This is a genomic window from Bacillus cereus group sp. BfR-BA-01379 (assembly GCF_022663605.1).
GTDB lineage: Bacteria > Bacillota > Bacilli > Bacillales > Bacillaceae_G > Bacillus_A > Bacillus_A mobilis.
In genome coordinates this window covers 107,106-132,263 of sequence record NZ_JAKUFT010000002.1, presented here as the reverse complement: position 1 = coordinate 132,263, position 25,158 = coordinate 107,106, and the positions used below count along the sequence as shown (strand labels likewise).

Below are 25,158 nucleotides of genomic sequence, written 5' to 3'. Positions count from 1 at the left end.
AATTCCACTATTAAATTTTTACCTTATTTACAAATGGCTCTTTTCTTATCTGAATCGAACTTGTTGGACAGCCGTCACTTGCCGCCAACATTGCTTGTAAGAAAGTTTTTGGAATACCCATTCTTCCTTGGTTGTTATCTAATACACCAAATGATTTTCCTCTTCCGTCTAATTGATATATATCAGGTGCTATAGAAGTACATAGTCCACATGCCTCACAATTCTTTTTATTTACAACCGTATAATGTAACAATTTAACTCACCTCCGTTTTTCTCATACAATACATAGGTAGGGTATATTAAATCGTTTATTTTACACCAGTTTTTCTTCTAAAGTTTCTATTTCCCTATTTAAATAATAATGGCATATCGGTTTTAAATCTTGATCCAATTCATAAACCAATGGTGTTCCTGTTGGAATATTTACATTTTTTATATCTTCATCTGAAATTTGATCTAAATATTTTACTAAAGCACGTATTGTATTGCCATGGGCTGCTATAATTACTTGTTTACCAGCTCTTACATTAGGAGCTATCTCTTCATTCCAATATGAAACAACTCGTTTCTTCGTATCTTCTAGATCTTCTGTAAGAGGAAACTCATACTCTTTTACCTCTCTATATTTCGGATGTGCTGCTTCATATCTTTCGTCATCTTTTGTAAGTGCTGGTGGGCGTACATTTGTTGAACGTCTCCATAAAGTTACTTGCTCATCGCCATATTTTCTCGTTGTTTCTTCCTTATTTAATCCTTGAAGCGCACCGTAATGTCGCTCATTTAATTTCCATGTTTTATGAACAGGTAGCCACATCAAATCCATTTCTTCGAGAGTAATCCATAAAGTACGCATCGCTCTTCTCAAAACAGATGTATATGCTATATCAAATGAGAAACCATTAGCTTTCAGCATTACTCCGGCTTCTCTTGCTTCTTGCAAACCTTTACTAGATAAATCAACATCCGTCCAACCTGTAAACCTATTTTCAACATTCCATTCACTTTGTCCGTGTCGTATTAAAACTAGCTTTACCATACTTATTATCTCCTCTCCTTTTAAAGTTGCATTTTCATAAAGAAGTATCTTGATGAAAATGCATAATTACATATCAACTTCTTTATTCTTCATTTCAATACTATGACTAAACGCTAATTCAATTAATCCATTTACGTGAGAGTCATCTAATGAATAAAAAACAAGTTTCCCCTCTTTACGCTTTTTCGCTAATCCTATCGTTTGTAATAGTCTTAAGTGATGTGAAGCTGTTGCAATACTACTATGAATAATACTTGCGACATCACGTACACAAAGCTCTTTTTCTGTATACAACGCATAAGCAATTTTCAAACGTGTTTCATCTGCAAGTGCCTTAAACATTTTCGCTACACTACTTATATTTTCTTTCTCTAGCATGTCACTTGCATGTTTTACTTTTTGCTCATCATGATAGCAAAGTTCACAATGCTCTTCCTTCATATGTAACACCTCTTATTCAAATACATATTTGATTATGTATGTAGTATACCTTATAAACAAGAAACATTCAAATGTTTATTTGAATGTTTCTCGTTTATATTAAAAATCCCACTGATTATTAACCCACAGCTATCAATCTTATGAGCTTACCGATTGTTAATACCGGATAAATCAAACCGGTTTTCTTTTAGTATTCCTCCGGAGAAAAATAAAACTTTGTAAAGAGCTCCCATATAAGCTCGTTTCTACTGCATACTCCGACCTTTTCAAAAATTGACTTGAAATGATCCTGAACTGTATACGTAGAAATACACAATTCTTTTGCCACTTCTTTTGTTGACATCCCTCTAACAATTCCTACTATCACTTCTTTCTCTCTTTGAGACAAACTATAAGAATCTGCAAGAAGAGGAAAAACTTCTTCTGGCCGTGCACTTTCGAACAAAACCCTATATCCTGTATGACAACTACTGTAACCTTCTAGCCTGCTCGCACGAATAACCAAAAATTGCCCACATGTTAAACTTATACAGACTGTTGCTTCTTTATTAGTTTCATGCGCTTTTACTTTCGAACAAACTGCCCGTATCGGCCTCGGAATGTCATCTTCATTCAATTGCTCATATTTTCTAAAGTTTGATAACCATATGTACCCTGTTTCATCCCAATAATTTAGTCTAAGATTTTCATTTAATACAATCATACCCCTTCCTACTACTTTTACTTGTTCTTCTGACCGGATTATAAAGGATGTTCTTAAAGTATCTCCTGCCAATAAACCCACCTTCGATAAATACTTACATTCATCATGCTGAAAAGGTACTTTTGTATTATCTCGAAACAGACTTAATTGTCCAAAACATTTTCCTTTACTCATACAAACCACTCTTACTTCATCTATAAAACCGGCTGGTTTTAAAATATTTCGATACCTAGTACTTTTTATCGGATTATCATTTGTGACAATACGTATCGTACCAACATGAGGGGCCTTTGATGCTAAATCTTTAAATTTGTTGTAATCATCCTCTAAAAATTCATTCATAAATAACTGCGAATGCAGTTGTTCAATTCTTCGATCTGTATATGCCCCGGTTGTTAAAAATGTGCGTGGGTCTATAGCGGCAAAACAGGACGCATCAAAAGGAATTACCTTTTTTAAAATATTTAAAAACTCTTTTTGAAATTGTCTAATTGATCTCTCACTTTTCATCAACACTGTTATTTCTTTCGTTGCCTGTTCATAAATCATCTTGATTTCCCCCCAGATTTATGGGATTGTTTCCTCTAACCATTTTATTTCATAATAAAGTGAAACTTTATTGTAAAAGAGGAGGCTAAAAAATGAGCTGGAATGATCATACTGTACATACATATGAACGAACAATCCCGTTAAAAATCCCTGGATATTTTACCCTTTATGAAATGGTGAACCATTTTTTATTTATGACACTCCCTAAAGAAAACATGAAGCCAAATTTACTAGTTATAGGTGCTGGTGGTGGACAAGAAATTCTCTCAATAGGTAAACAAAATAGCAACTTATCTTTTACAGGTGTGGATCCATCTCAAAGCATGCTACAGTTAGCTAAAAAAAGAATTGAACACGAAGACTTGCAAAATCAAATTCACTTTGTACATGGAACTGTTCATTCATTATTAACCAATCCATTATTTGACGCTGCTACTTGTATGCTTGTTCTTCACTTCATCCCAACTATGAAGGAGAAAATAGAGTTACTTAATGAAATTAGTAGTCGCTTAAAGCCAGGTGCTCCATTCTTTCTCTCTTCAATAAATGGTATACCCCATACAAGTATGTTTTCTGCACAATTAAATGCTTGGCGCAACCATATGATGCAAAATCACATTCCATTAAAAGATTGGGACCGATTTGAAAATTCTTTTGAAACAGAAATATTTCCTATTTCCGAAACAAATCTACTAACTATTATGGAGGAATGTGGCTTTACTCACATCACTCGCTTTTTCAGTAGCTTTTTAATTGATGGATACGTTGCCTTTAAACAATAATGAAAAAAGGTAAGCAATTGCTTACCTTTTCCCCTCTTCTATACGTGACTAATAAACCTTAACCCTTTACTTAAAGAAGTCGGCACAACTGATGCATGATTCTCCCCTTCAGCCTCATAAAACGTAAATCTAAACTGATCATGTTTTACTTGGAGAAGACGCTCTGACAATTCGTTTGCCCCTACAACCATATGCTCTCGTTCTAGTGACCCCACTGTAAGAAATACTCCCGTTTCAAACTTAGCACTGTTTAATTCACTCATAAGGTTCTCTTCTTTTTCAAGCACAGATTGGTTATTCCACCAAATAGATGGACTACTAATAAAATAATTTTGAAAAGCATTTACGTTTGTAAATAGTATATGTAAAGCAAATAAACCACCTAACGAATGCCCAAATAACGTTTGTTTTCCTTTATCAATCTCAAAATCATTTTCGATTTGAGGCTTCAGTTCTTTTTCTATAAAAGTAAAGAAGTTATGTGCTCCTCCTGTTTTAGGCCACGGTTTGCCATCCGGTTTTAAAGGCGCATCTTTTGAAATTACACTAGGCGTAAAATCATAGCATCTTTCTTCACCTGAAAATGCACCTTCAATTGGATAACCAATACCGACTATAATGGCTGGTGAAACACCTGTTTTTTCTGCTCTAACTGATTGTATTTTAACTGCTTCATGGAATGTTTGAAAAAAGGCATTGCCATCTAATACGTATATAACAGGATAGCCTGACTCTGGTGCTGGCTGCCTCGGCTTTGAAATATGAATTTGATATTCCTTACCTTCTAGTTTTGAATACATTTTCCACTGCTCTGTATTAAATGTTATAATCTGCTGTTTTTCAATCGTAGTATTCATCCTATATCCCCCCTTCTTAACTCGTTACATATATTTCAACTTTCTCTTCTTGAGAGACAACGCTATCGTATCCAAAGCAAACAGGAGATCCGTTATATGGATCAATCATGACACGCGCATCAATATGAAATACTTCTTTTAACACTTCATTTGTAATGATTTCTTCTGGGCTACCAGTTGTAACGATTTCCCCTTCCTTCATTGCAATAATTTCATCTGAAAACCTTGCTGCATGGTTAATATCATGTAGTACCATTACGACCGTACAATTATGTTCTTTATTTAATTTCTCCACAATTTGTAATACATCTAATTGATGAGACATATCAAGATATGTCGTGGGTTCATCTAGTAGTAACACTTCTGTCTCTTGTGCTAAAGCCATCGCTAGCCATACCTTTTGCCTTTGACCACCTGATAAATTTGCAATTTGTCTCGTTCGAAATTCAGAAGTTTTCGTTATTTCTAATGCCCAATCAATCATTTCTTTATCTTTTGAAGTTAACTTATTTACGTTATTTCGATGTGGGTAGCGTCCATAAGAAATTAACTCTTCTACTTTAAGCTCTCCTGGCGCAATTGGAGTTTGCGGAAGTAAAGCTAACTGCTTTGCAATTTCTTTCGTTGGAATTGTATGTAAATCCTGTCCTTGTAAATAGACTTTACCGCTCTTTTGCTTTAAAATTCTTCCCATTGTTTTTAACAATGTCGATTTACCGCACCCGTTTGGCCCTATAATTGTCGTTACTTTTCCTTCTTGTATTTCCACATTTAAATCGCGAAACACTGTAAGCTTTTCATAACTCGTTTCTAAATTTTTTGCACTTAAAATACTCACTTTTATTCCTCCTCTTACGCTTTCGCCTTATAAAGTAAATATAAGAAATACGGTACACCGACAATAGAAATAACGATTCCAACTGGTAACTCTACAGGTGTGAACACTGTTTTTGCAATAAAGTCTGAAGCAATTACAAGGAACATTCCGATTACTCCGCACGTAGGAATGATATATTTATGCTGAATACCGACTAGCCTTTTCGCTATATGCGGTGCCATTAGTCCAATGAAGCCAATACTTCCTGAAACAGCAACACATGCGCTCACAAGTCCGATACTACTTAGTAGTAAAATAGATTTCTCTCTTTCAACTGAAACACCTAAACTTGTAATACTCGTTTCTTCCAATTGAAATAAATCTAATAAATAAGCTTTCTTTTGTATAAGCGGAATTAATATGATAAGCCACGGCAACATAGCAACAATATACTTCCAGTTTGCGCTATATATGCTTCCAGACACCCAAACTGCAGCCATCTCGAAATCAGTTGACTTCATTTTGAGTGATAAGTACATAGAAAATGCTCCAAATCCTGATCCAATTGCAATCCCTGTTAATAAAAGACGTTGCGAATCTAGCTTACCGTTTTTCCATGAAAACAGATAAATGATGATAGCTGCACCTAATCCGCCGACTAAACCAAACATTGGCATCATCATAATAGACATCCAGTCTGTGCTCTTTAATTGCCCTTGAAAGAAAAACATAAAAATAACGATGGCTGTTCCGGCTCCAGCATTCACTCCTAAAATACCTGGGTCTGCCAACCCATTTCTCGTAATCCCTTGAATAACAGCACCTGCAACGCCAAGGCCTAATCCTACTAACCCAGCAATTACGATGCGTGGAAGACGAAAATCAAAGATAACTAGATCATGTTCTGGTACTGGATCAATTCTAAAAAGTGTTTTAAATACATCCGTAATCGTAATATCAAACGTACCGTTCGTTAAACTAATATAAATAGCACCAAAAATTAAAAATATAATAATCCCCATTGTCATTCCGAAACGTTGACTTGAACTTTTAGGCATGTCTCTCTCCCCCTCTTGTACGGATTAAATAAAGGAAGAACGGAATTCCAATTAAGGAGGTAACGACGCCAATTGGTGTTTCAAATGGATAGTTTACAAATCTACTCAAAACGTCACATAACGCTAAGAAAACTCCGCCAATAACACCTGCACATGGCAAGATCCACTTATAATCTACCCCAATTATAAAGCGAGTAATGTGCGGAATAATTAAACCTACAAAACCTACTTTCCCGACTAATGCAACTGCTGTTCCTGTTAAAAGAATAACGGATAAAATCGCCATCCCTTTAACTAGTTTTGTACGTTGTCCTAGATTAATAGATACCTCTTCTCCTAAAGAAAGAATTGTAATAGATTTTGATATTACTAATGCTAAAGCTATCCCAATTATCCCAAAAGGTATCGTGATTATAATTACATTAGGGTCCACTTGATCTAACTTTGCATTAAACCAAAAACTAACATTTTGAGAAATTTGGAAATACGAAGCCATCGCAGCAGATACACTACTTAAAAATGTTCCTATAACTGTTCCGATAATCGCTAACCTAACTGGTGATAAGCCATTTTGAAGGAGCGAACCAAAACCAAACACAATACCTGCTCCTAATGCAGAACCAATCATTGAGCATAAAACCATACCAATTGATGACATTCCTGGAAGAAAAATCATACAAAGTGTAATAACAAAAGCTGCACCATCCGTCACACCCATAATAGAAGGGGATGCAAGATAGTTTCTTGTCATCCCCTGCATAAGTGCTCCTGATATGGCTAGAAATGCTCCGACTAAAAGAGCTGCAACTACCCTTGGTAAACGTGAAGTAATAATAATATTATGATTTACATCACTTGAATCAAAATGAAATAATGCATTCCACACTGTTTGAGCATCAATGTTTTTCGCACCATATAAAATAGAAAGTATCACTGTCAATAAAATCAATATGGGCGCTATACATAAAATGGTTACTGGTACCGCATTCGTTTTCTGCATATCATTCAACGCACCTTACTTATTGTATTATTTAGATAAATTTTTCACCGCTTCTTTTAAGAATGCTGTTTTACTCCAAGCTGTACCACCTTGTGCCATTGGATCTACTACGTTTACAAATACGTTCTTTTCTTTCGCAGCATTCATACTTTGCCAAATTGGATTCTTTTCAATGTCTTCTAACACTTTCGGTTTATTATTTTCACTAGCCTCGTATTGTAAGAAGATATAATCAGGATTAACTTCAGCTAATTTTTCTAAAGAAATCTTTTCTTGTGCTTTTACCGTTTTAAGTTGTTCTGGAGCAGTTAGTCCAAGATCTTTATAAATTACAGGATTAAAGTATACTCCTTCTGGGTATAGGAATAAGTCGTTTGCTCTTAGTCTAATGACAAGTACTTTTTTGTCTTTTAACTTATCTCCTAATTTTGCTTTTGCTTTTTCAGCATCCGTATTGTAATCTTTAATAATCTTTTCTGCTTTATCTTTTTTACCAGTTAATTCTCCCATTAACTTTAAATTGTCTTCCCAATTTGTTGAAACGTGCGATACTGGGAATGTCGGAGCTACTTTCGTGAACTTCTCAGCTGTTTCTGCTGGGAATTTCGTACTTGATGTAATTACATCTGGTTTTAATTGTAGTAATGTTTCAAAATTTGGTTCCATCTTCTCACCAACAGATTTTGCACCTTCTAAATCTTTTTCAAGATACTTCGGTAATTTACCACCAACAGTAATAGCACCTACTGGCTTAATACCAAGTACCGCTGCATCTTCCATTGACTCTAAACTAGCTGTCGCAATTTTATCTACTTTTGCTGGCACTGTATATTCTTTACCTAAATATGTAATTTTTCTTTTTTCGTCTTTTTTCGTTTCCGTAGCTTTTGTCTGTTGCTTTTGCTCCCCAGAAGTTTTATCAGCGCTATTACATGCCGCTAGTCCTACACTTAAAACTGTAACCATCCCTAAAGTAAATAACTTCTTGTTCATCTTTATATAACTCCTCTCGAATTCTCAAACTATATTCTCAATAAAATTTAACTATATGAAACTTGTCTCACGTATATATTTCATTAGATTAATAATTTTATCCAGAACTCATTCTCGTTCACTTCCCCTAAACTATAATTCTTTTACACTTCATCCATTGATAACCTTTTTCACTGATAATGATTATCGTTACTAAGTATATATTTAATATGCAATTATTTCAAGAAAGATTTGAAAAATTTTAACAAACTGAATAAAAAAGAAGTATCCACCTAAACTTAGGAAGATACTTCTTTTTTTAGAAATTCATATGTAATTCAACTGGGCAATGGTCTGATCCCATTACTTCACTATTAATTTTCGCCTCTGTTATTTGATCTTTCATTCTTTTCGAAACAACAAAATAATCTAAACGCCATCCAATATTTTTTGCTCTCGCTCCCATACGATACGACCACCATGAGTATGCGCCTTCCTGATCAGGATACAGATAACGATACGTATCAATAAATCCTTCTTCTAAAATACGTGTGAGTTTCTCTCGTTCCTCATCAGAGAATCCAGGATTTTTACGATTACTTTTTGGATTTTTTAAATCAATTTCTTTATGAGCAACGTTTAAATCACCGCAAAAAACAACTGGTTTCTTCTCATCTAACCCTTTAATATAAGCCCGGAAATCATCTTCCCATTTCATTCTGTAATCTAATCGTTCTAATCCACGTTTTGAATTTGGTGTATATAACGTTATCATATAAAAATCTTCGAATTCTAAAGTAATAACTCGGCCTTCTTGATCATGCTCTTCAATCCCTAAACCGTACGTTACAGATAGCGGTTCTTTTTTCGAAAAAATAGCCGTTCCTGAATAACCTTTTTTCACAGCATAATTCCAGTATGTATAGTATCCCTCTAGATTTAAATCAATTTGCCCATCTTGTAATTTAATCTCTTGTAAACAAAATATATCAGCATTTGATTCCTCAAGATAGTCTAAAAATCCACCTTTTGCGATAACTGCTCGCAAACCATTTACATTCCACGAAATTAACTTCACCTATAGTCCTCCTCTTGATGTTCACTTTCAAATTTCATGCTATCACAAAATAGAAAAACAAGCATATTTCATCTTTGTAATCTTGCTCTTACATTTGTGAATACATACATACGCACTTTATTCAGGTTATACTAATTTCAGAGGTGATGTTCTTTGCACAATGAAGGGATTACGTTAACAAATGAGCATTGGCAAGCAATTATTCATAATGATTCTTCCTATGATAGCAAATTCTTTTATGCTGTGAAATCAACCGGAATCTTTTGCCGGCCTTCATGCAAATCAAGAATACCGAATAGAAGCAATGTACGAATTTTTCATCATGCAGAGCAAGCATTAAGTGAAAACTTTCGCCCTTGCAAACGTTGTAAGCCACATGGGCTCACTTTACCTAATGAAGAGTGGGTAGAACAAATTAAAGATTATATCGAAAAACACTTCGATGAATTATTAACTCTCGATATACTTGCAGAAATGTGCCATGGTAGCCCATTTCATTTACAACGCACTTTCAAAAAAACAACAGGAATAAGTCCAATAGAATATATACTACAATTCAGGATTATTAAAGCAGCAGAACAGCTATTACAAACAAATCAATCCATTAAAGAAATTAGTACTGCTGTCGGGCTAGAAAACCCCGATTATTTTGCAACTTTATTTAAAAAGAAAACTGGGTTTACTCCTACTGAATATCGAAAAAAGAACGAAATGAAAGAAGGATATAATAATGAATTCCAACAAAAATAAATTTATTTATTGGACGCTACTTACACATAAGAATTGGCAGTTTCATATTGCTGCAACAGAAAATGGGCTATGCTTCATTGGATCACAAGATGAAAATTTTGAAGAACTAAATATATGGGCTAGAAAAAAATTGCCACAACATATATTGGCCTGTAATCCAAATTATCTACAATCATATGCGAAAGAAGTTACCGAGTATTTAGAAAGTAAACGAGAAAATTTTACATTCCCTATCGATGCTTACGGAACTGATTTTCAATTATCTGTTTGGAATGCGGTACGTGAAATTCCTTATGGGAAAACATATTCTTATTCAGAAATTGCCGAAAGAATGCAAAAGCCTACGGCTGTACGTGCTGTTGCTACTGCTATTGCTGCCAACCCTCTCCTTATTACAATTCCTTGCCATCGTGTTATTGGAAAAAATGGTAAGTTAACTGGATTTAGAGGTGGATTAGCAATGAAGCAAGAATTGCTTACATTAGAAAAATCGCAGGTAAAATGCATATGACAGCAGAAGATACTAGTAGATTAACTTTAGCAGTTCCAACAGAATTTAGTTTCCAAGAAAATGTACGCTATCTATCGCGTTCTAACAATGAATGTATGTTCCACATTGAAGATAACAAAATTTATAAAGTGATCCCTGTTCACGATGTAAATCTTTTAGTTGAAATTAGTATGAATATGGATGGACATATTCAAATACGTTTTTTAGAAGAATTATATACATCTGAAGAATCAATATGCGAAGCTGTAGCTCACTATGTGAAAGAGTGGTTTGATTTAACTACTGATTTAGCTCCCTTTTATACATTAGCTAAACGTGATGTACTCCTTCAAAGACCAATTGAACAATATTATGGCCTTCGTACTTTAGGTATTCCAGACTTATTTGAAGCACTTTCCTGGGGAATTATCGGTCAGCAAATTAATCTCACATATGCTTATACGCTAAAAAAACGATTAGTCGAACACTATGGAAATTATGTAGAATGGAACGGTAGAAAACATTGGATATTCCCTTCTCCTGAAACGATTGCCAATTTACATGTAGAAGATCTCAAAAACTTAAAAATGACGACTAGAAAATGTGAATATTTAATCGGTATTGCAAAGCTTATTACAGAAGGAAAACTATCAAAAGAATCTTTACTGCAAATACAAGATGTGAAACAAGCTGAAAAACAATTAACTGCTATACATGGTATAGGACCGTGGACTGCCAACTATGTTTTAATGCGCTGTTTACGATTTCCTTCCGCTTTTCCAATTGACGATGTTGGCTTGCACAATGCAATTAAATATATAACAGGTTCTGAAAGTAAACCGACTAAACAGGAAATAAAAGATTTTGCGGCAAATTGGACCAACTGGGAGTCTTACGCAACTTTTTATTTGTGGCGAGTATTATACTAAAAAACCAAGTAGCGCATCCGCACTACTTGGTTCTTTTTTAAGCTTGTTCTTCGAAGCGTCTTGCGATTTCCACAATAACCTGAACAGCTTTTTCCATCGTATCTACCGAAACATATTCAAATTTACCGTGATAGTTTTCACCACCTGTGAAAATATTCGGCGTTGGTAATCCCATATACGATAATTGTGATCCATCTGTTCCACCACGAATTGGATGAATGTTTGGTTCGATATTTAAGCTTTTCATCGCTTCATATGCAATATCAACAATTTCTCTCACTGGTTCAATTTTTTCAAGCATGTTATAGTATTGATCATTCATTTCTAAAACGACTGCATCTTGTCCATACTTCTCTTGCATTTGCTTCACAATATTTTCAACGTTATGTTTACGCGCCTCAAAATTTTCACGATCAAAATCTCGAATAATATAATATGCTTTACTTTGTTCAACATCACCATTTAATGAAAGTAAATGATAGAATCCTTCATAGCCTTCTGTATATTCTGGTGCCTCTTCTACTGGTAAATGCCCATTAAACTCCATAGCAAGTTTAGTTGCGTTACGCATTTTATTTTTCGCTGTTCCAGGATGTGTATTCGTTCCGTTAAACGTTAACTTAGCACCTGCAGCATTAAAGCTTTCATACTCTAAACCACCTAATGGACCTCCATCCATCGTATAAGCACATGATGCACCAAACGCTTCTACATCAAAATGCGCTGGCCCACGACCAATTTCTTCATCCGGCGTAAATGCTACTCTTATTTTCCCATGTTTAATTTGCGGATTATGTATTAAATAGTTCATTGCAACCATAATTTCAGTCAGACCAGCTTTATCATCTGCTCCTAGAAGTGTCGTACCATCCGTTGTAATAATCGTATGTCCTTTATATGATGGTAATTCTGGAAACTGTTCTGGCGTTAAAACAACATTTAGCTCTTCATTTAACGTAATCGCATTGCCATCAAAATTTTCATGAATTTGTGGTTTTACGTTTTTCCCTGTAAAGTCTGTTGCCGTATCTAAATGTGCTAAAAAGCCGATTACTGGAACATCCTTATCCGTATTAGCAGGAAGTGTTGCCATTACATACCCATTATCATCCATTGTTACTTCTGTTAAGCCAATCTCTTTTAACTCTTCCACTAATAGCTTTCCAAACTCAATTTGTCCAAGTGTTGTTGGTACTGTATGACTTTCTTCATTTGATTGTGTATCAATCTTTACATATCTCGTAAATCTTTCAATAAGTTCTTGTTTCAAACTCATTCACTCCCTTTTACATTTCTCTTTCTATTATAATCCTTAAAACGAAATATTTTAACTTTTTTGACTGCGAATATTTATTTCATTTGCATTTTAGAAATTATAAATAACAACCAAAAAGTCGTAATATTTGTACACGAAGACTCTTACATGTAATATACATAATTATACAATATGGGAGGTTTAAAGATGAGGCTAACTCTCTTTCGCTATTTTCTTTTTTTCTTAGGATTAATTTTTTTCGGCCTTGGAAATGCTCTTGCAGTCAAAGTTAAATTTCTCGGTTTACATCCTTGGGAAGTTTTAAACATGGCTCTCTACCAAAGGTTTGGATTGACGATTGGTACGTGGAGTGTCATATGTGGATTATGTCTCGTTCTCATTTCTTTACTAGTAGATCGAAAATATATAAATGTGGGTACATTTTTAAATGCACTACTTATCGGTCCCATTATGGACTTTTTCTTACAATCAAATATCCTTCCAAACGCAAGTGATTATTTATGGATAAACTTACTCATTTTATTTGCTGGTATTGCAATTACAGGTATTGGGGGAGGGATGTACGTTGCGGCTGGGATTGGTGCTGGACCTCGCGATGGATTCATGCTTACTATTTCCGACAAAACAGGACTGTCTATTAGCCGTGCTAGAATCATAGTAGAATGTGTTGTACTCGTTATTGGATTTATGCTAGGAGGTCCTGTTTTCATCGTAACTTTTCTGTACACCTTTATTCAAAGTCCAATCTTTCAGCAATCATTTAAGATGTTTCAAACACTTTTACATACTTTACATAACAAAAAGAAAATTAGTGAACATATTTAAAGTACAGTTTAATACAAATCATTCACCCTATTTACGATTCTCACCGCAAATAGGGTGTTTCTTTTTCATCTCACAATTTAAGAATATATACTATTTATTCACAATAAAAGTATATACATCATCATAAATACAACCGTTTACTCTAACAACATACTTCCCCGGTTTACTAAAACGAATTGTGTATTTATTTAGCTGAATTGCTCCTTTATCCCCAGAAAGAACATCAATACTTCTACCACTCAATACATAAAATTCACTTTGATTCATCGTTACATCAATTGCATTGAAGTTTTCTTCTTTCACCTGCTGTATTTCTGCAGCGCTTACACTTGGTTCTAAAAACAGTAGTCCACTTAATCCAATCGTCCCCGCTAAAGCAACTCCCGCAAACTTTTTAATCTTTTTCATCACAATGCCCTCCTTATAAATTTTGTGTAAAGGTGATTTTCTCCTTTACACCACAAAGCCTATATGTAATGAAATGAAAAGTAAACGGGGACCGTAAGACAAAATTCTACATCTTTTTCTCCAATTGAATATAAATCCAGCGTTTGGAGTTTTGTCACATTAAAAATTGTTTACTTAAACCAACTTCCAATTATATTATTCAGAAACTGAATAATTACTTATTGATTTAAGATTCTAAAAATAGTTGATAAAGATTCTTTCTATCTCCTATCCATAATCTTTCTACATTCATTAATTTCTCATCTTTAAATTCCAACTTATATATGTCAGGCTTCGATGCATGTATAAGAAATTCAAACCCGTATTGATTATCAAAGTAATTCATCATTAAAGTCATTACAAGCCCATGCGTACCAATTACAATTTTTTGCCCTTGGAAATCCATTAATATTTCCTTTAACACTTTCACTACCCGTCTCTGACAATCCTTATATGACTCTCCTTCCGTTAGTGTAAAATCCTGATTTGCGAACATCTTCTTTACAAGTGGATATATCTCTTTATCTGATATAACCTGATCCTCATTTGAAAACATACACTCTTTGAGATTTTCATATACTACTATTTCTTTTTCATAGAAATCGGCTGCTTTTTCTATCGTTAACGTAGCACGATTATAGGGACTGGAAATAAAAGTATCAATCCTCTCCTCTTTTAATATGTCAGTTACTCGACAGGCATCCATATGTCCCTTCTCAGTTAACCCACGCGTTCTTTCATTTCCTTCTAATTTTGGTGATTCACCATGTCTAACCATATAGATATATGTACTCATACTTCCTCCTTGAAAATATTCATTCGTCTTTTATAAACTTTGTTGATTTGTTCGTCTAATCCACTCACCTACTAAACTCTCGAATACTTCAGGTTGTTCAACTTGTAAATTATGCCCTGCCATATATAACACCGCGAATGTCGCTCTTGGATAATCATCAATAATTCTTATAATGTCTTGATAGCCTACCAATAGGAATATGCGTTCTTATTTTACAACTTTTCAGAATATAATTTCAAATTTTATTTTTCAGATTCCAAATAAAAAAGCCTTCCATGAGTGTATCCCCTCAAAAGAAAGCTCTTTTACGTATTTCGTCCTACTTGAACTTCAAGCATCATTACACATTATTCTTCTAGTTTCATCAACACAATTCTCCAACCATCTGGATCCTCTATCGTTATTCCCTTATCTTTCCAGTATGGGTTTTCAGGCTCGACCTCATCATATCCCAATGCATGCAGCCTTTTACTCACCTTTTTCATTTCACTATCTTCATGCATATAAAATACGAGTAAATTATCTTTTGTCGGAGCTGGACATGGGCTCCCATCTATATGTCTTGTAAATTCTAAATGATACTCTTCATCTGGGAGTCCAAACATGACCCCATCATAGCCTTCATGATCGTAGAATTCACCTATACGTTTTAATCCTAATCCTTTTTCATAGAATTCTATAACCTTTTCAAACTGATCAGTTGGACGTGCTATTCGAAATTTCACCCAATTCTTCATGCTTTTCCTCCCATACTAAAAATTTCATACATGCTTACGTATTATTGTATATACGTAACCTCTTTTTGAAATCCCTCATTAGTATGAGAATAAATACATACAAAAGTTTAATTCATACTTTATACCAAAAACATTTTATATAAAATTGAATGTATTATCTTTATGCAATTATGCATATTCACTTGCGAACTATTAAAAACCCTATAGAATTCAAAGGATGACTAAATATACAATTTCCATTTAAAATCTTGATGAAGTACATATTATTAAAAACAGCACGTTTTTAATTTTAAGAAGTATTACACTTTTTAACACTTTCCTTATAAACATGATTTTTATAAGGAAATCTGATACAATTCTTAAATAATATTATTATGTATAGATATTACGAATATAGTGCATAATTAAAGAAGGTGATTTTATTGAAATTAAATAAAAATTTACAACTATGTATATTAATTGGAACATTAATATGCTATTCAATCTATTTTATATTTTTTTATCTGTTCCCTACTCATTTTTCAAATTCGGATGTACGCTTCGCTTCACTTATCGTTGAAGCCATTACATTTGTATCACTCATTTACTCTATATATTCTAAAAAAGTTAGTTCAAATCCATTTTGGATATGTATCACAATAGCAATCGGTAGCTTTTTATTAGGTAAAATAGTATACACATATGAGGATAGCTTCTTCGAAATTCCAATACATCGATTTACTATTTCTGATGTATTTTACATGTTTTTCTTATTTTTCTGTCTCATCGCTTTCTGTTATAAAATTTTAAAAGAATGCGATAAATGGGAAAAAGCGTTCTTTATTTGTGATATATGCATCGTACTTACTTCCATATTCACATTGGAGTGGTATTTATTTAATCAGCCAAATTTAAATATATTCTCTCTATCACTAGGAGATGTTTTCCTTTCATTTCTATACCCAATTGCAGATTTATTATTTCTTCTACTAGGCGTTAGTCTCTTTTTCCGTCCAACAATTTTTAATTCCAAACGGAAGATTTATATCTTTATTTTTGTATTAATAAGTTCTGCAACTTTTAACTATATTTATTTTTACTTAAATAATCATTTATCGACTGAAACGATAACATTATTACGTCTTTTATATAGAATACCTATATTACTTATTGCAATAGCTGGTTCTATTTCAGAAGATCATAATAGCCATAAAAATTATTTCATTGTTAACCCTATAATAGGAAAAAAGGTTTTAGTTGTATTTCCCTATCTTGCCGTTGCAATACTAATCGGGTTTACGTTAAAAGAACAAACATCATCTTCAACTCTCATTACGGGAAATTGTATTACTTTTATTTTCGTACTCATTCGTCATTCTATTGTACGTATGCAAAACAATTCCCTAACAAAACGTTTACAGGCATTTAATGCTCAACTAGAAGAAAAAGTTACTTTACGAACTTCTGATTTAGTTTATAAATCAGAGGCTCTATCTCAGAAACAGCAAAAATTCAAATCACTATATGAATATCATCCTGACCCTATTTTTACGATTGATTTAAATGGAATCTTCTTAAATGTAAATAAAGCTGGAAGTATGTTACTGGGAGCACCAACGAATGAGTTACTCGGTGAAACTTGTTTTTCGATTATTTTAGAAGAAGATAAACATAAACTAGCATCTGCATTAGAAAAAGTGAAACAACAAGAATCGGCATCCTTACAACTTAGTTCTCAATATAAAGATGGCTTTACTTATTTTTTATACGTTACCATTGTCCCTATTATGATAGACGGACAAATTTCAGGAAGTTATATTATGGTGAAAGATATTACTGCACTAAAAAAACAGCAAGAAGAAATAAAATATTTAGCATTCCATGATACTGTAACGAAAATTGGGAACCGTGCCTTTTTCCATAAGAAATTAAAAAGAGTTATAAAAAATGCTAGAACAACAGACAGTGAGTTCGCATTATTATATTTAGATTTAGATCGCTTTAAAGCAATTAACGATACACTGGGACATTCGTCAGGAGATTACATATTAGAAGAAGTAGCAAAGCGATTCCAATCCTGTCTTCCATCACATACTCATCTGTCAAGAATCGGTGGCGATGAATTTACAATCTTAATTGAAAACTATACGGACGAAGATTCCTTATTCCAATTATGTAACCAGTTATTTGAATGCATGGAAAAGCCGTTTGTCATACATGAGCATACATTAACTTTATCACTAAGTATCGGTATCGCAATTTATCCACATTCCGGAATCGATACCGCTACACTTCTAAAAAACGCTAATGTTGCAATGTATGATGCAAAGGCAAAAGAGCTTAACTCTGTCTCTATTTATGACGATGTAATCGCTAAAAAAATTGAAAGACGATTACGATTAGAAAAAGATTTACCAAACGCAATACAAAATGAAGAATTATTCCTTTTATACCAACCTCAAGTTGATAGTGAATCTAATAAAATTATTGGTGCAGAGGCTTTAATCAGGTGGAATCATCCTGAATTAGGCGTTATTTCTCCATACGAGTTTATTCCGATTGCAGAAGAAACACTACAAATTATTCCAATAGGAAAATGGACATTAGAGCAAGCTTGCGAGCAAATGAAACGTTGGCATGCACTCGGATATTCACATTTAAAAATAGGTGTAAATTTATCTGCTAAAGAATTTGAACAAGAGGATTTTGTAAAGTCTATTTCTTCTACTTTAGCAAATACAGGTTTACCAGCAAGTTCTCTCGATCTTGAGTTAACAGAGCGAATTGCAATGATGGATGAGCGAGAAACATTGATAAAATTGCGCACACTAAAAAGTTTAGGGATTCACATTTCAATCGACGACTTTGGTACAGGCTATTCTTCGCTAGCTTACTTACCTTTATATCCAATCGATACGTTAAAAATCCCAAGAGAATTTATTACAATGTCTGAAACATGTGACGATGGAATGGAAATTATTAAAACAATCATCACATTAGCAAATACATTAGGAATGTCTGTCATTGCTGAAGGGGTAGAAACGAAAGAACATGTGAATTTCCTTCAAAAAAATAAATGTCAGTTTATTCAAGGTTACTATTACAGTAAACCTATTCATACTAATGCATTTACTGAGCTATTAGAAAGTGGGATTCACCCATAATACATAGCTAATCAGGATAAGTAATAATGAATTTGAACAACTATAGTAAAAAGGAAAGAAGATAGCTTCTTTCCTTTTTTTATTTAAATATCTATTACTCCACCACTTCATTTATTATATCTATTAATTGATGAATCCCCTCATTATTGGTTTTCTTATATCCATTCATGTTTTGAATATATCTCTCCTTATTTGTATACAACTTATTTACTGCATGTATAAATATATTCGTATTTACCCTGTCTTGAAGTATAACTTCCGCATATCCTTGTCGAGAAAAATATTCAGCATTTAAAACTTGATCTCCCCTACTGGAACTGTTAGTTAACGGAACAAGCAACATCGGTTTCTTCAAAAATAACAATTCAGAAATAGCAGTAGAACCCGCTCTGGAAACTACAACACTCGCCATGTTTAGTATATGTGGCAATTCTTCCCCTATATATTCAAATTGTATATAACCTTCCATACCAATAGATGAATCCACCTTCCCTTTACCGCACATATGAACAATATTAAAATTTAATAGTAATGTTTCCAAACTTTCCCTTACCATATCATTTATCCATTGAGCACCTTGACTCCCACCCATAATTAACAATACTGGTTTATCTTGCTGAAATTTACAATAGCTTCTTCCCCGCAATACGTTGCCCCTCTCAATTTCTTCCCTTACAATTGGTCCTACATAAACCTTCTTCTCATTACTTACATTTTCTCCTGTCTGAGGAAATGTTGTGCATAGTTTTGTAGTAAAAGGTAATGCTATTTTATTTGCTAATCCTAACGTACTATCTGGTTCACGTATTATTACGGGTACTTTATTCATCCACGCTCCTATTACTACAGGGACGGACACAAACCCTCCTGCCGAAAAAATAACATCTGGTTTTATTCGTTTCATCAATTTATAACTTTGTATACAACCTTTTATTATTTTAAAAGGATCTTTAAAGTTCTCCCAATCCCAATATCTCCTAAGCTTTCCCGTTGAAATACTATTGTATTTCACATTTTGAACTAATAGTTTTTCAATTCCATTTTGAGATCCAATATACTCAACTCCCCATCCTTTTTCCATAAATTTAGGAATCAATACCATATTAATCATTACGTGTCCGGCTGTACCGCCCCCAGTAAAGAGAATCTTTTTATTCATAATTTATATCCACCTTTATCATTAAAAATCTTGTTTTATACTTATCTATTAAATGTAAGTAAACTTACTATTATTTATATAAACCTTTAACTCAAATCCTATATCTTGCAAAAAATCTTTAACGAGATCATAAAAATCATTTCCACACTCACTACATTCATACTGAGCAAAGACTTGAATTACCGCCCTAGTTCCTGTACCTATTACTGGGCTTTTCCTATCACCCTTTTTACCTTCCACATAAGCTCGACATTTATTGATTGCCTCATAGATACACAAAACATGCGCTTCCTCATCTTTCCAGTCCAGCGTATCAACAATTAAAAGAAGTAGCGTATTTTGATTATCTATTGTTTTATAGCCATTCATATATTTCTTACACCCTTTTTATTTTTCATTGAATGCAGATTTCACTACACTTCGCATACTCGAGTACATCTTTTAATGATTGATGAAATTGAATTTCTGGGACCCAACCTAACCTTTTTATATCCTCTATTACTAAACTCTCATTTGATTCGCTCCCACTATGCTCTGTTTCTTTTATGGAAAAATTCAGCTTTGTTAATTCTTTGTATTGTTCTATTACATCTAATAAAGATCGTTTTACCCCTGATCCAATATTATATTGTTTTCCATTTGTTCCATCGCGTAATAACACATGATACGCTTTAACCGCATCACGTACATCTAAAAAATCCCTACTATCTTTCAAACTGTTCACTTCAATAATTGCTTCACTTTTATTCGACTCTATCATTATCATTTTTTCTGCAAGAATAGAACAAATACCATTCGATACTCCTGGACCAATTAAATTCGAGGGCTTTGCAATGATAATATTTGAATTCATTAATTCACTCCACGCCTCTGCAATAATGACTTGCATCGTTTTACTTAAACTATATGGATTTGAAATTTTTATTTCGTTCATACTATCTGCTTGCAAAGCAGATCCTATAACCAACGTTCTACAGTGAGGTGCTTCTTGATTAATTGCTTCTAATAAATATAATGTCCCTATTACATTAATCTCTACATATTCAAGAGCGGCTGTCCAAGACTCTATGACCGAATTCTTTCCTGCTAAATGCAATACATAATCTGGCTTTATTCGTTTCATTACCTTCATTACTTCGCTCTTATTAGTTAAATTACAAGTAATACCATTCCCAATTATTTCTCTATGTGCACGATTTTGAAACATGGGAATTACATGAAATCCCTGCTCTAAAAAATATTGGCAAGCATGGCGTCCTGTGAAGCCATTTGCACCAGTTATTAAGAGGCTCGCATTTTTTTTCATCGTAAAAACCCTCCTTTTTCTAGCATTTGTTTCACCTCATGTTTTGTAAGTAAGTCTTGTTGAGAACTAAAACTCTTTACATCCACTAACCGATAACTAGCATAATATTCCTGCAGCCCTTCTATAGGAATAGTCGGTAGTACCACAAAATAATTTTGATCAAAGCTTATACTTGTTTTACTCTCTACCTCAGATAAAAGCATTTCACTTAATTTTTCACCCGGTCTTATCCCTACCTCTTTTACCTTCACGTTTTCCTTTTTTGAATCTTCAATTAACACTTCTGCTAAATCTGTTATTTTGCATGCCGGCATTTTCATAACAAAGATTTCTCCACCTCTACCTTGATATACGGCTTTAAATAACAATCCGACAGCATCTTCAATCGTTAAGAAAAATCTAGTCATATTTGCATCGGTAATCCCTATTTGTGAAGATTTTTTAATTTGTTTTTTAAAAAGTGGTACCACACTTCCGCTCGTCCCTAAAACATTTCCACCACGAACACAAATGAATTTTGTTTTCTTCGTTTGTATATTCGCATGAACCATTAATTTCTCACCAATTGCTTTTGTCATCCCATACGTATTTGATGGATCGGCCGCTTTATCCGTTGAAACATATATAACTTTCTCAACTTGCATCTGTATAGATGCTTCAATTACATTTTGTGTACCATGTATATTGGTTTTTATAGCTTCATAAGGATAATACTCACATACTGGAACATGTTTTAAAGCTGCAAGATGGAATACATAATGTACACCTTGGCAAGCATAGGCTAGTTGATCTTTATCACGAATATCTCCAATAATAAATTTTAATCTATCATCATTTATAAACTGTTGCTGCATTTCAAACTGAACCGTTTCATTTCTTGAAAAAATCCTAATTTCTTTCGGTGATTTTTCTAATAGTTGTTTTATAAGTTCATGTCCCCACGAACCTGTACCACCAGTAATTAAAATTATTTTATTTAGCATTTCTTTTCCTCCTACTACACATTTCAATTAAAATTGTATTTATAAAATTCATTGAATTATTTTCAATTGATTTAAATCATAATCGTCGTTTGTTACATTTAATTGACAAAATAAAAAAACAGAAACTATTAAACATAGTTTCTGTTTTTCATTTCACCTCACAACAGTAAGATTTTTTATGCTTTTTGTATGATAACTAAATTCTTGTAAAAAACACCGCTCATTTATTTCTTATACTCGTAATAAAATAAATAGAATGATTCATAGCCAATAATCATGTTTAATTTTATGAAAAAGGGAGGTAATGGAATGTACCGAAGCAATTCAAATCATACATATAACGGACTTTCCAAAGCATTGCCTCTCTCCCTATTTGATGTGAAGAATGAATTGAAACAAAAAAGCAAACTTATTCATTCTGGCACGATGTATAAATTAACGCAAGAAGAGCAATTCATCCTCAACAACATAAAAATACAAACAGAACAGCTAAATAAAAATAATGTTACAAGGACACGCGCATACTACCAATTTTACATTCAATATCCAGAAATACATTGGGCACTACTTGGGCATATGGTATCACGTAACGGCGGTTGGAATATGACTGATTTGAAGGGCGATTTATATACGAAAATTTTATCAGAGAAAGAGCAAATCACATTTTTTTCTTTTTTAGAAAGAGGGAATTGGCTTATTTTCCAAGATGTATATCCTCAATTTCTGCTTTATGAACAAAGTTTAAAAAGAGCACAAAAACTATTTCACCTTCTCCCTCACCTAAATGTTTCTACATTTATGGAAACGATGTGGACCGATTTTTGGAAAACGGGTAACAAAAAAACATTAGCCATTGCAACTATTATTAATGAACAAAACTACTTAGAAAAAAGAGTGATACAAAATATACAATTTCAAAAGACTGTACTTAATAGTATTGGATTTAAACTCTTTGATTTCTTTCAGTTTAATCATATCCTTTTCCCATTCTACGAAAATGATAAGAAACACAAAGTATTACTATTTGGTGATACAATGAAACATTTCACTTCCTTACACGAACGAATCTTAATTGGAAAAAGGTTGTATTCATTATTATTTCGAGACACACATGTTTTATCTCAAATAATAAGCTGGGCCCAGCACCATCCGCATACAGGATCCAGGAAAGATTACTGGCCTCATTTATTTTCAAGTGTAAATGAATCTTTTTCCCGTGAATTTTATAAGCGTCGAATAAAGAAATGCCAGTTGCGTAGTGGCGCTCATCGTATATACAGTCCTGCACTCATCTATGCATGGCGAGATATGAAGCATGAAGAAGTTGACAGTGAAGATTGGTTTACGGACTGGCAAGTTGTAAATTATTTAGTAGATAAGGAGGAAAATATAAATGGGCAAATTACAGAAGACTACTGTAAAACACTCGAAAAAATTGAACTTGCCATTCTTGCAAAGAAAAACGTCCTCCTTCGAGAAGAAGAATGATTTTTTAGCATTAGCAGTTACAATCTTACTCTCTTGTATTATCGGAACTTGCTTAGATGCTTTCTTTGTTGCGAAACAAATTTATTCCTTTCCAGTTAGACCATTCTCATCCATATTTTCAGTTAACATTGGCTTTACTTTGTTTGTACTACCGATTTTAACAATGATTTTCATACAAATTTCCAAAACATTAACTGTAGTTTCTAGAATACTATTTATTGTTTCAATAGGTATTTGTGCTAGTATTTTTGAGCAGGTTGCTGAAAGATTCGGTTTCTTTATTCATAGTGTGGATTGGAATCATACATATTCTTTATTTGGCTATATGATTTTCTTTTCTTTTCTTTGGAAAGTATATCATTTCATACAAAAATAAAGAGACCATTATAGATCTCTTCTTAAGCATAATCTTCAGTTATTGCTAATGATGCGGGATTTTGAAGACTTTTTGAACGTAAGCGGTAGGCAACGATTTTCTTCTTATATTGCTTGATTACATCAACATGTTCCTCATGGCTATATAGAGAAAACCTAATCTCTTTATTCCCTTTCTTCGTGTTAATAACGATCGGTGTTCCTTCCCCGTGCGGTGGGAAATAATGTTTATCTAAAAATAAAGCTTCATTAAATTCATGAATAACTTGTAGTTTCATTTCTCCCTTTATATTTTTTCCATCTATCGATATAGAGGTATTCTCTTCCTCAAGTTTTTGATGCAATTCAAATCTACTAATAATTGATTCTACAACAGAAGTTGGCATACTAGAAACTAGTACTTTAAGAGCGCCAAAAATAAATAATGTAACTATAAACCATGTTGTCATTTTCATCATCTCCATTACCTTTTAAAATAAAAATTTCGTTCCATACGGTATAAATATACTAATGAGTATTCCGGTTACAATCATCGTCACTGAACCGATCGTCGCCTCTTTCTCGCCTTCCTTCACGAGACGGCTCACACCGATAATATGTGATGCGCAGCCCATCCCCACTCCTTTTCCAATCGTACTTGTTATTCGGAAAAACTTCAGTACTGTTGGTCCGATAATAGCACCTGTTATTCCTGCAACAACTACAAAACTAGAAGTCATAGATGGAATGCCGCCAATTTGATCCGCTAATGATATGGCGATAGGCATCGTCGCTAATTGTGGCAGTGTCGTTAATATGAGTTCCTTATCTATATTTAACATCCCGCCAATCACTACATTCATACTCGTTAAAGCCACTATACCTACTGCTACGCCGATAAGTATCGACAAAAAGTTTTTCATAAGTATGTTTCGCTCTTTAAATAATGGTATCGCTAACGCTACAATTGCAGGACTCAATAAACCGGAAAGAATATTCCCCCCATTTTCTCTATACTCTTGATGAGAAATACCAAAAATCAAAAATAAGCAAATCATACTTGCTGTAACTGTTAGCACCGGTAACGTAAATGGAAACGGAATTTTTTTATATAACTTTGTCGCGAATACATACATTACTACAGTAATAATAATTAAGACCATTTGCATTTTGCACCTTGTC

General features: G+C 33.5%; 28 protein-coding genes and 1 pseudogene. 8 read left to right on the top strand and 21 right to left on the bottom strand.

Annotated elements, in window-relative coordinates; genetic code table 11:
- Positions 1 to 10 precede the first annotated feature (10 nt).
- The 4 genes from MR113_RS01600 to MR113_RS01585 all read right to left on the bottom strand — a co-directional run bounded on the left by MR113_RS01600 (position 11) and on the right by MR113_RS01585 (position 2,729).
- Positions 11 to 253 (bottom strand): ferredoxin, encoded by a 243-nt coding sequence (locus tag MR113_RS01600; RefSeq protein ID WP_242250744.1) that lies wholly within the window; start codon positions 251 to 253, stop codon positions 11 to 13.
- 60 nt (positions 254 to 313) lie between these two features.
- Entirely contained in the window at positions 314 to 1,036 is a 723-nt protein-coding gene (gene gpmA / locus MR113_RS01595) for a 2,3-diphosphoglycerate-dependent phosphoglycerate mutase (protein WP_242250743.1), read from the bottom strand.
- 66 nt (positions 1,037 to 1,102) lie between these two features.
- Positions 1,103 to 1,477, bottom strand: a complete 375-nt coding sequence (locus MR113_RS01590; protein ID WP_242250742.1) for an ArsR/SmtB family transcription factor — start codon at positions 1,475 to 1,477, stop codon at positions 1,103 to 1,105.
- 187 nt (positions 1,478 to 1,664) lie between these two features.
- Positions 1,665 to 2,729, bottom strand: a complete 1,065-nt coding sequence (locus MR113_RS01585) for a helix-turn-helix transcriptional regulator (protein WP_242250741.1) — start codon at positions 2,727 to 2,729, stop codon at positions 1,665 to 1,667.
- 92 nt (positions 2,730 to 2,821) lie between these two features.
- On the opposite strand from MR113_RS01585, the gene MR113_RS01580 reads away from it, so the two are divergent.
- Positions 2,822 to 3,511: a class I SAM-dependent methyltransferase gene (locus MR113_RS01580; RefSeq protein WP_242250740.1), complete on the top strand. Its 690-nt coding sequence runs from the start codon at positions 2,822 to 2,824 to the stop codon at positions 3,509 to 3,511.
- A 38-nt stretch (positions 3,512 to 3,549) separates the two neighbouring features.
- Here the strand turns inward: MR113_RS01580 and MR113_RS01575 are convergent, their stop codons facing one another.
- The 6 genes from MR113_RS01575 to MR113_RS01550 form a co-directional block, all read right to left on the bottom strand.
- Complete coding sequence (locus MR113_RS01575) at positions 3,550 to 4,368, bottom strand: alpha/beta hydrolase (RefSeq protein WP_242250739.1); 819 nt, start codon at positions 4,366 to 4,368, stop codon at positions 3,550 to 3,552.
- A gap of 16 nt (positions 4,369 to 4,384) precedes the next feature.
- Entirely contained in the window at positions 4,385 to 5,206 is an 822-nt protein-coding gene (locus MR113_RS01570; protein ID WP_098585681.1) for an ABC transporter ATP-binding protein, read from the bottom strand.
- A gap of 14 nt (positions 5,207 to 5,220) precedes the next feature.
- The gene (locus MR113_RS01565) at positions 5,221 to 6,243 is read right to left on the bottom strand and encodes a FecCD family ABC transporter permease (RefSeq protein ID WP_061678140.1); all 1,023 of its coding nucleotides are present in this window, start codon (positions 6,241 to 6,243) and stop codon (positions 5,221 to 5,223) included.
- On the bottom strand, positions 6,236 to 7,243 hold the full coding sequence (locus tag MR113_RS01560) for a FecCD family ABC transporter permease (protein ID WP_242250738.1): 1,008 nt from the start codon (positions 7,241 to 7,243) through the stop codon (positions 6,236 to 6,238). The genes MR113_RS01565 and MR113_RS01560 overlap by 8 nt, the downstream gene beginning before the upstream one ends.
- Before the next feature lie 27 nt (positions 7,244 to 7,270).
- Positions 7,271 to 8,236, bottom strand: a complete 966-nt coding sequence (locus MR113_RS01555; protein ID WP_242250737.1) for an iron-hydroxamate ABC transporter substrate-binding protein — start codon at positions 8,234 to 8,236, stop codon at positions 7,271 to 7,273.
- 298 nt (positions 8,237 to 8,534) lie between these two features.
- Positions 8,535 to 9,293, bottom strand: coding sequence for an exodeoxyribonuclease III (locus MR113_RS01550; protein ID WP_242250736.1), 759 nt, complete (start codon positions 9,291 to 9,293; stop codon positions 8,535 to 8,537).
- 153 nt (positions 9,294 to 9,446) lie between these two features.
- On the opposite strand from MR113_RS01550, the gene MR113_RS01545 reads away from it, so the two are divergent.
- Genes MR113_RS01545 through MR113_RS01535 form a run of 3 tightly spaced genes read left to right on the top strand, consistent with a single transcriptional unit; the run spans position 9,447 to position 11,462 of the window.
- A complete protein-coding gene (locus MR113_RS01545; RefSeq protein WP_242250735.1) occupies positions 9,447 to 10,043 on the top strand; it encodes a bifunctional transcriptional activator/DNA repair enzyme AdaA in 597 nt (198 codons plus the stop codon).
- On the top strand, positions 10,024 to 10,554 hold the full coding sequence (locus tag MR113_RS01540; RefSeq protein ID WP_097816803.1) for a methylated-DNA--[protein]-cysteine S-methyltransferase: 531 nt from the start codon (positions 10,024 to 10,026) through the stop codon (positions 10,552 to 10,554). Before MR113_RS01545 ends, MR113_RS01540 begins: the two co-directional genes overlap by 20 nt.
- On the top strand, positions 10,551 to 11,462 hold the full coding sequence (locus MR113_RS01535; RefSeq protein WP_242250734.1) for a DNA-3-methyladenine glycosylase family protein: 912 nt from the start codon (positions 10,551 to 10,553) through the stop codon (positions 11,460 to 11,462). The genes MR113_RS01540 and MR113_RS01535 overlap by 4 nt, the downstream gene beginning before the upstream one ends.
- Positions 11,463 to 11,499: 37 nt before the next feature.
- Here the strand turns inward: MR113_RS01535 and pepT are convergent, their stop codons facing one another.
- Positions 11,500 to 12,732 (bottom strand): peptidase T, encoded by a 1,233-nt coding sequence (gene pepT, locus MR113_RS01530; RefSeq protein WP_242250733.1) that lies wholly within the window; start codon positions 12,730 to 12,732, stop codon positions 11,500 to 11,502.
- Between the two features lie 192 nt (positions 12,733 to 12,924).
- On the opposite strand from pepT, the gene MR113_RS01525 reads away from it, so the two are divergent.
- Positions 12,925 to 13,563, top strand: coding sequence for a YczE/YyaS/YitT family protein (locus MR113_RS01525; protein WP_242250732.1), 639 nt, complete (start codon positions 12,925 to 12,927; stop codon positions 13,561 to 13,563).
- Positions 13,564 to 13,653: 90 nt separating this feature from the next.
- Here MR113_RS01525 and MR113_RS01520 read toward each other — a convergent pair whose 3' ends face one another.
- The 4 genes and pseudogenes from MR113_RS01520 to MR113_RS01505 all read right to left on the bottom strand — a co-directional run bounded on the left by MR113_RS01520 (position 13,654) and on the right by MR113_RS01505 (position 15,543).
- Positions 13,654 to 13,971 carry a hypothetical protein gene (locus MR113_RS01520; protein ID WP_242250731.1) on the bottom strand — a complete coding sequence of 106 codons (318 nt, stop codon included), beginning with the start codon at positions 13,969 to 13,971 and terminating at the stop codon, positions 13,654 to 13,656.
- A gap of 226 nt (positions 13,972 to 14,197) precedes the next feature.
- Positions 14,198 to 14,806, bottom strand: coding sequence for a histidine phosphatase family protein (locus tag MR113_RS01515; protein WP_242250730.1), 609 nt, complete (start codon positions 14,804 to 14,806; stop codon positions 14,198 to 14,200).
- Positions 14,807 to 14,836: 30 nt separating this feature from the next.
- Positions 14,837 to 14,995 (bottom strand): annotated as a pseudogene (locus tag MR113_RS01510) (alpha/beta fold hydrolase); the annotation flags it as partial.
- Between the two features lie 158 nt (positions 14,996 to 15,153).
- Positions 15,154 to 15,543, bottom strand: coding sequence for a VOC family protein (locus MR113_RS01505; protein ID WP_000800657.1), 390 nt, complete (start codon positions 15,541 to 15,543; stop codon positions 15,154 to 15,156).
- A gap of 422 nt (positions 15,544 to 15,965) precedes the next feature.
- Here MR113_RS01505 and MR113_RS01500 point away from each other — a divergent pair, with 422 nt between their 5' ends.
- Positions 15,966 to 18,686, top strand: a complete 2,721-nt coding sequence (locus tag MR113_RS01500) for a sensor domain-containing phosphodiesterase (RefSeq protein ID WP_242250729.1) — start codon at positions 15,966 to 15,968, stop codon at positions 18,684 to 18,686.
- Positions 18,687 to 18,780: 94 nt separating this feature from the next.
- Here the strand turns inward: MR113_RS01500 and MR113_RS01495 are convergent, their stop codons facing one another.
- From MR113_RS01495 to MR113_RS01480, 4 genes are read right to left on the bottom strand one after another with little or no spacing between them, the layout of a single operon-like run.
- Positions 18,781 to 19,845, bottom strand: a complete 1,065-nt coding sequence (locus MR113_RS01495) for an undecaprenyldiphospho-muramoylpentapeptide beta-N-acetylglucosaminyltransferase (protein WP_242250728.1) — start codon at positions 19,843 to 19,845, stop codon at positions 18,781 to 18,783.
- 48 nt (positions 19,846 to 19,893) lie between these two features.
- Positions 19,894 to 20,214 (bottom strand): DUF6572 domain-containing protein, encoded by a 321-nt coding sequence (locus tag MR113_RS01490; protein ID WP_242250727.1) that lies wholly within the window; start codon positions 20,212 to 20,214, stop codon positions 19,894 to 19,896.
- 25 nt (positions 20,215 to 20,239) lie between these two features.
- Positions 20,240 to 21,151, bottom strand: a complete 912-nt coding sequence (locus tag MR113_RS01485) for an SDR family oxidoreductase (protein WP_242250726.1) — start codon at positions 21,149 to 21,151, stop codon at positions 20,240 to 20,242.
- Positions 21,148 to 22,134 (bottom strand): UDP-N-acetylglucosamine 4,6-dehydratase family protein, encoded by a 987-nt coding sequence (locus MR113_RS01480; RefSeq protein ID WP_242250725.1) that lies wholly within the window; start codon positions 22,132 to 22,134, stop codon positions 21,148 to 21,150. The genes MR113_RS01485 and MR113_RS01480 overlap by 4 nt, the downstream gene beginning before the upstream one ends.
- Positions 22,135 to 22,443: 309 nt before the next feature.
- Here MR113_RS01480 and MR113_RS01475 point away from each other — a divergent pair, with 309 nt between their 5' ends.
- Together MR113_RS01475 and MR113_RS01470 are read left to right on the top strand one after the other, a co-directional pair.
- Positions 22,444 to 23,622 (top strand): DUF2515 domain-containing protein, encoded by a 1,179-nt coding sequence (locus MR113_RS01475; RefSeq protein WP_242250724.1) that lies wholly within the window; start codon positions 22,444 to 22,446, stop codon positions 23,620 to 23,622.
- Entirely contained in the window at positions 23,528 to 23,998 is a 471-nt protein-coding gene (locus MR113_RS01470; protein ID WP_242250723.1) for a CBO0543 family protein, read from the top strand. Before MR113_RS01475 ends, MR113_RS01470 begins: the two co-directional genes overlap by 95 nt.
- A gap of 22 nt (positions 23,999 to 24,020) precedes the next feature.
- On the opposite strand, the gene MR113_RS01465 is transcribed toward MR113_RS01470, so the two are convergent.
- Together MR113_RS01465 and MR113_RS01460 are read right to left on the bottom strand one after the other, a co-directional pair.
- Complete coding sequence (locus MR113_RS01465) at positions 24,021 to 24,446, bottom strand: YfmQ family protein (protein ID WP_242250722.1); 426 nt, start codon at positions 24,444 to 24,446, stop codon at positions 24,021 to 24,023.
- A gap of 21 nt (positions 24,447 to 24,467) precedes the next feature.
- The gene (locus tag MR113_RS01460) at positions 24,468 to 25,139 is read right to left on the bottom strand and encodes an LrgB family protein (protein ID WP_097816819.1); all 672 of its coding nucleotides are present in this window, start codon (positions 25,137 to 25,139) and stop codon (positions 24,468 to 24,470) included.
- Positions 25,140 to 25,158 lie beyond the last annotated feature (19 nt).

Bases quoted from the DNA above. Each gene is read 5' to 3' on its own strand.
- gpmA (WP_242250743.1), bottom strand. From the start codon at position 1,036: ATGGTAAAGCTAGTTTTAATACGACACGGACAAAGTGAATGGAATGTT.
- MR113_RS01590 (WP_242250742.1), bottom strand. From the start codon at position 1,477: ATGAAGGAAGAGCATTGTGAACTTTGCTATCATGATGAGCAAAAAGTA.
- MR113_RS01585 (WP_242250741.1), bottom strand. From the start codon at position 2,729: ATGATTTATGAACAGGCAACGAAAGAAATAACAGTGTTGATGAAAAGT.
- MR113_RS01580 (WP_242250740.1), top strand. From the start codon at position 2,822: ATGAGCTGGAATGATCATACTGTACATACATATGAACGAACAATCCCG.
- MR113_RS01575 (WP_242250739.1), bottom strand. From the start codon at position 4,368: ATGAATACTACGATTGAAAAACAGCAGATTATAACATTTAATACAGAG.
- MR113_RS01565 (WP_061678140.1), bottom strand. From the start codon at position 6,243: ATGCCTAAAAGTTCAAGTCAACGTTTCGGAATGACAATGGGGATTATT.
- MR113_RS01560 (WP_242250738.1), bottom strand. From the start codon at position 7,243: ATGCAGAAAACGAATGCGGTACCAGTAACCATTTTATGTATAGCGCCC.
- MR113_RS01555 (WP_242250737.1), bottom strand. From the start codon at position 8,236: ATGAACAAGAAGTTATTTACTTTAGGGATGGTTACAGTTTTAAGTGTA.
- MR113_RS01540 (WP_097816803.1), top strand. From the start codon at position 10,024: ATGAATTCCAACAAAAATAAATTTATTTATTGGACGCTACTTACACAT.
- MR113_RS01535 (WP_242250734.1), top strand. From the start codon at position 10,551: ATGACAGCAGAAGATACTAGTAGATTAACTTTAGCAGTTCCAACAGAA.
- MR113_RS01525 (WP_242250732.1), top strand. From the start codon at position 12,925: ATGAGGCTAACTCTCTTTCGCTATTTTCTTTTTTTCTTAGGATTAATT.
- MR113_RS01520 (WP_242250731.1), bottom strand. From the start codon at position 13,971: ATGAAAAAGATTAAAAAGTTTGCGGGAGTTGCTTTAGCGGGGACGATT.
- MR113_RS01515 (WP_242250730.1), bottom strand. From the start codon at position 14,806: ATGAGTACATATATCTATATGGTTAGACATGGTGAATCACCAAAATTA.
- MR113_RS01505 (WP_000800657.1), bottom strand. From the start codon at position 15,543: ATGAAGAATTGGGTGAAATTTCGAATAGCACGTCCAACTGATCAGTTT.
- MR113_RS01495 (WP_242250728.1), bottom strand. From the start codon at position 19,845: ATGAATAAAAAGATTCTCTTTACTGGGGGCGGTACAGCCGGACACGTA.
- MR113_RS01490 (WP_242250727.1), bottom strand. From the start codon at position 20,214: ATGAATGGCTATAAAACAATAGATAATCAAAATACGCTACTTCTTTTA.
- MR113_RS01485 (WP_242250726.1), bottom strand. From the start codon at position 21,151: ATGAAAAAAAATGCGAGCCTCTTAATAACTGGTGCAAATGGCTTCACA.
- MR113_RS01480 (WP_242250725.1), bottom strand. From the start codon at position 22,134: ATGCTAAATAAAATAATTTTAATTACTGGTGGTACAGGTTCGTGGGGA.
- MR113_RS01475 (WP_242250724.1), top strand. From the start codon at position 22,444: ATGTACCGAAGCAATTCAAATCATACATATAACGGACTTTCCAAAGCA.
- MR113_RS01470 (WP_242250723.1), top strand. From the start codon at position 23,528: ATGGGCAAATTACAGAAGACTACTGTAAAACACTCGAAAAAATTGAAC.
- MR113_RS01465 (WP_242250722.1), bottom strand. From the start codon at position 24,446: ATGACAACATGGTTTATAGTTACATTATTTATTTTTGGCGCTCTTAAA.
- MR113_RS01460 (WP_097816819.1), bottom strand. From the start codon at position 25,139: ATGGTCTTAATTATTATTACTGTAGTAATGTATGTATTCGCGACAAAG.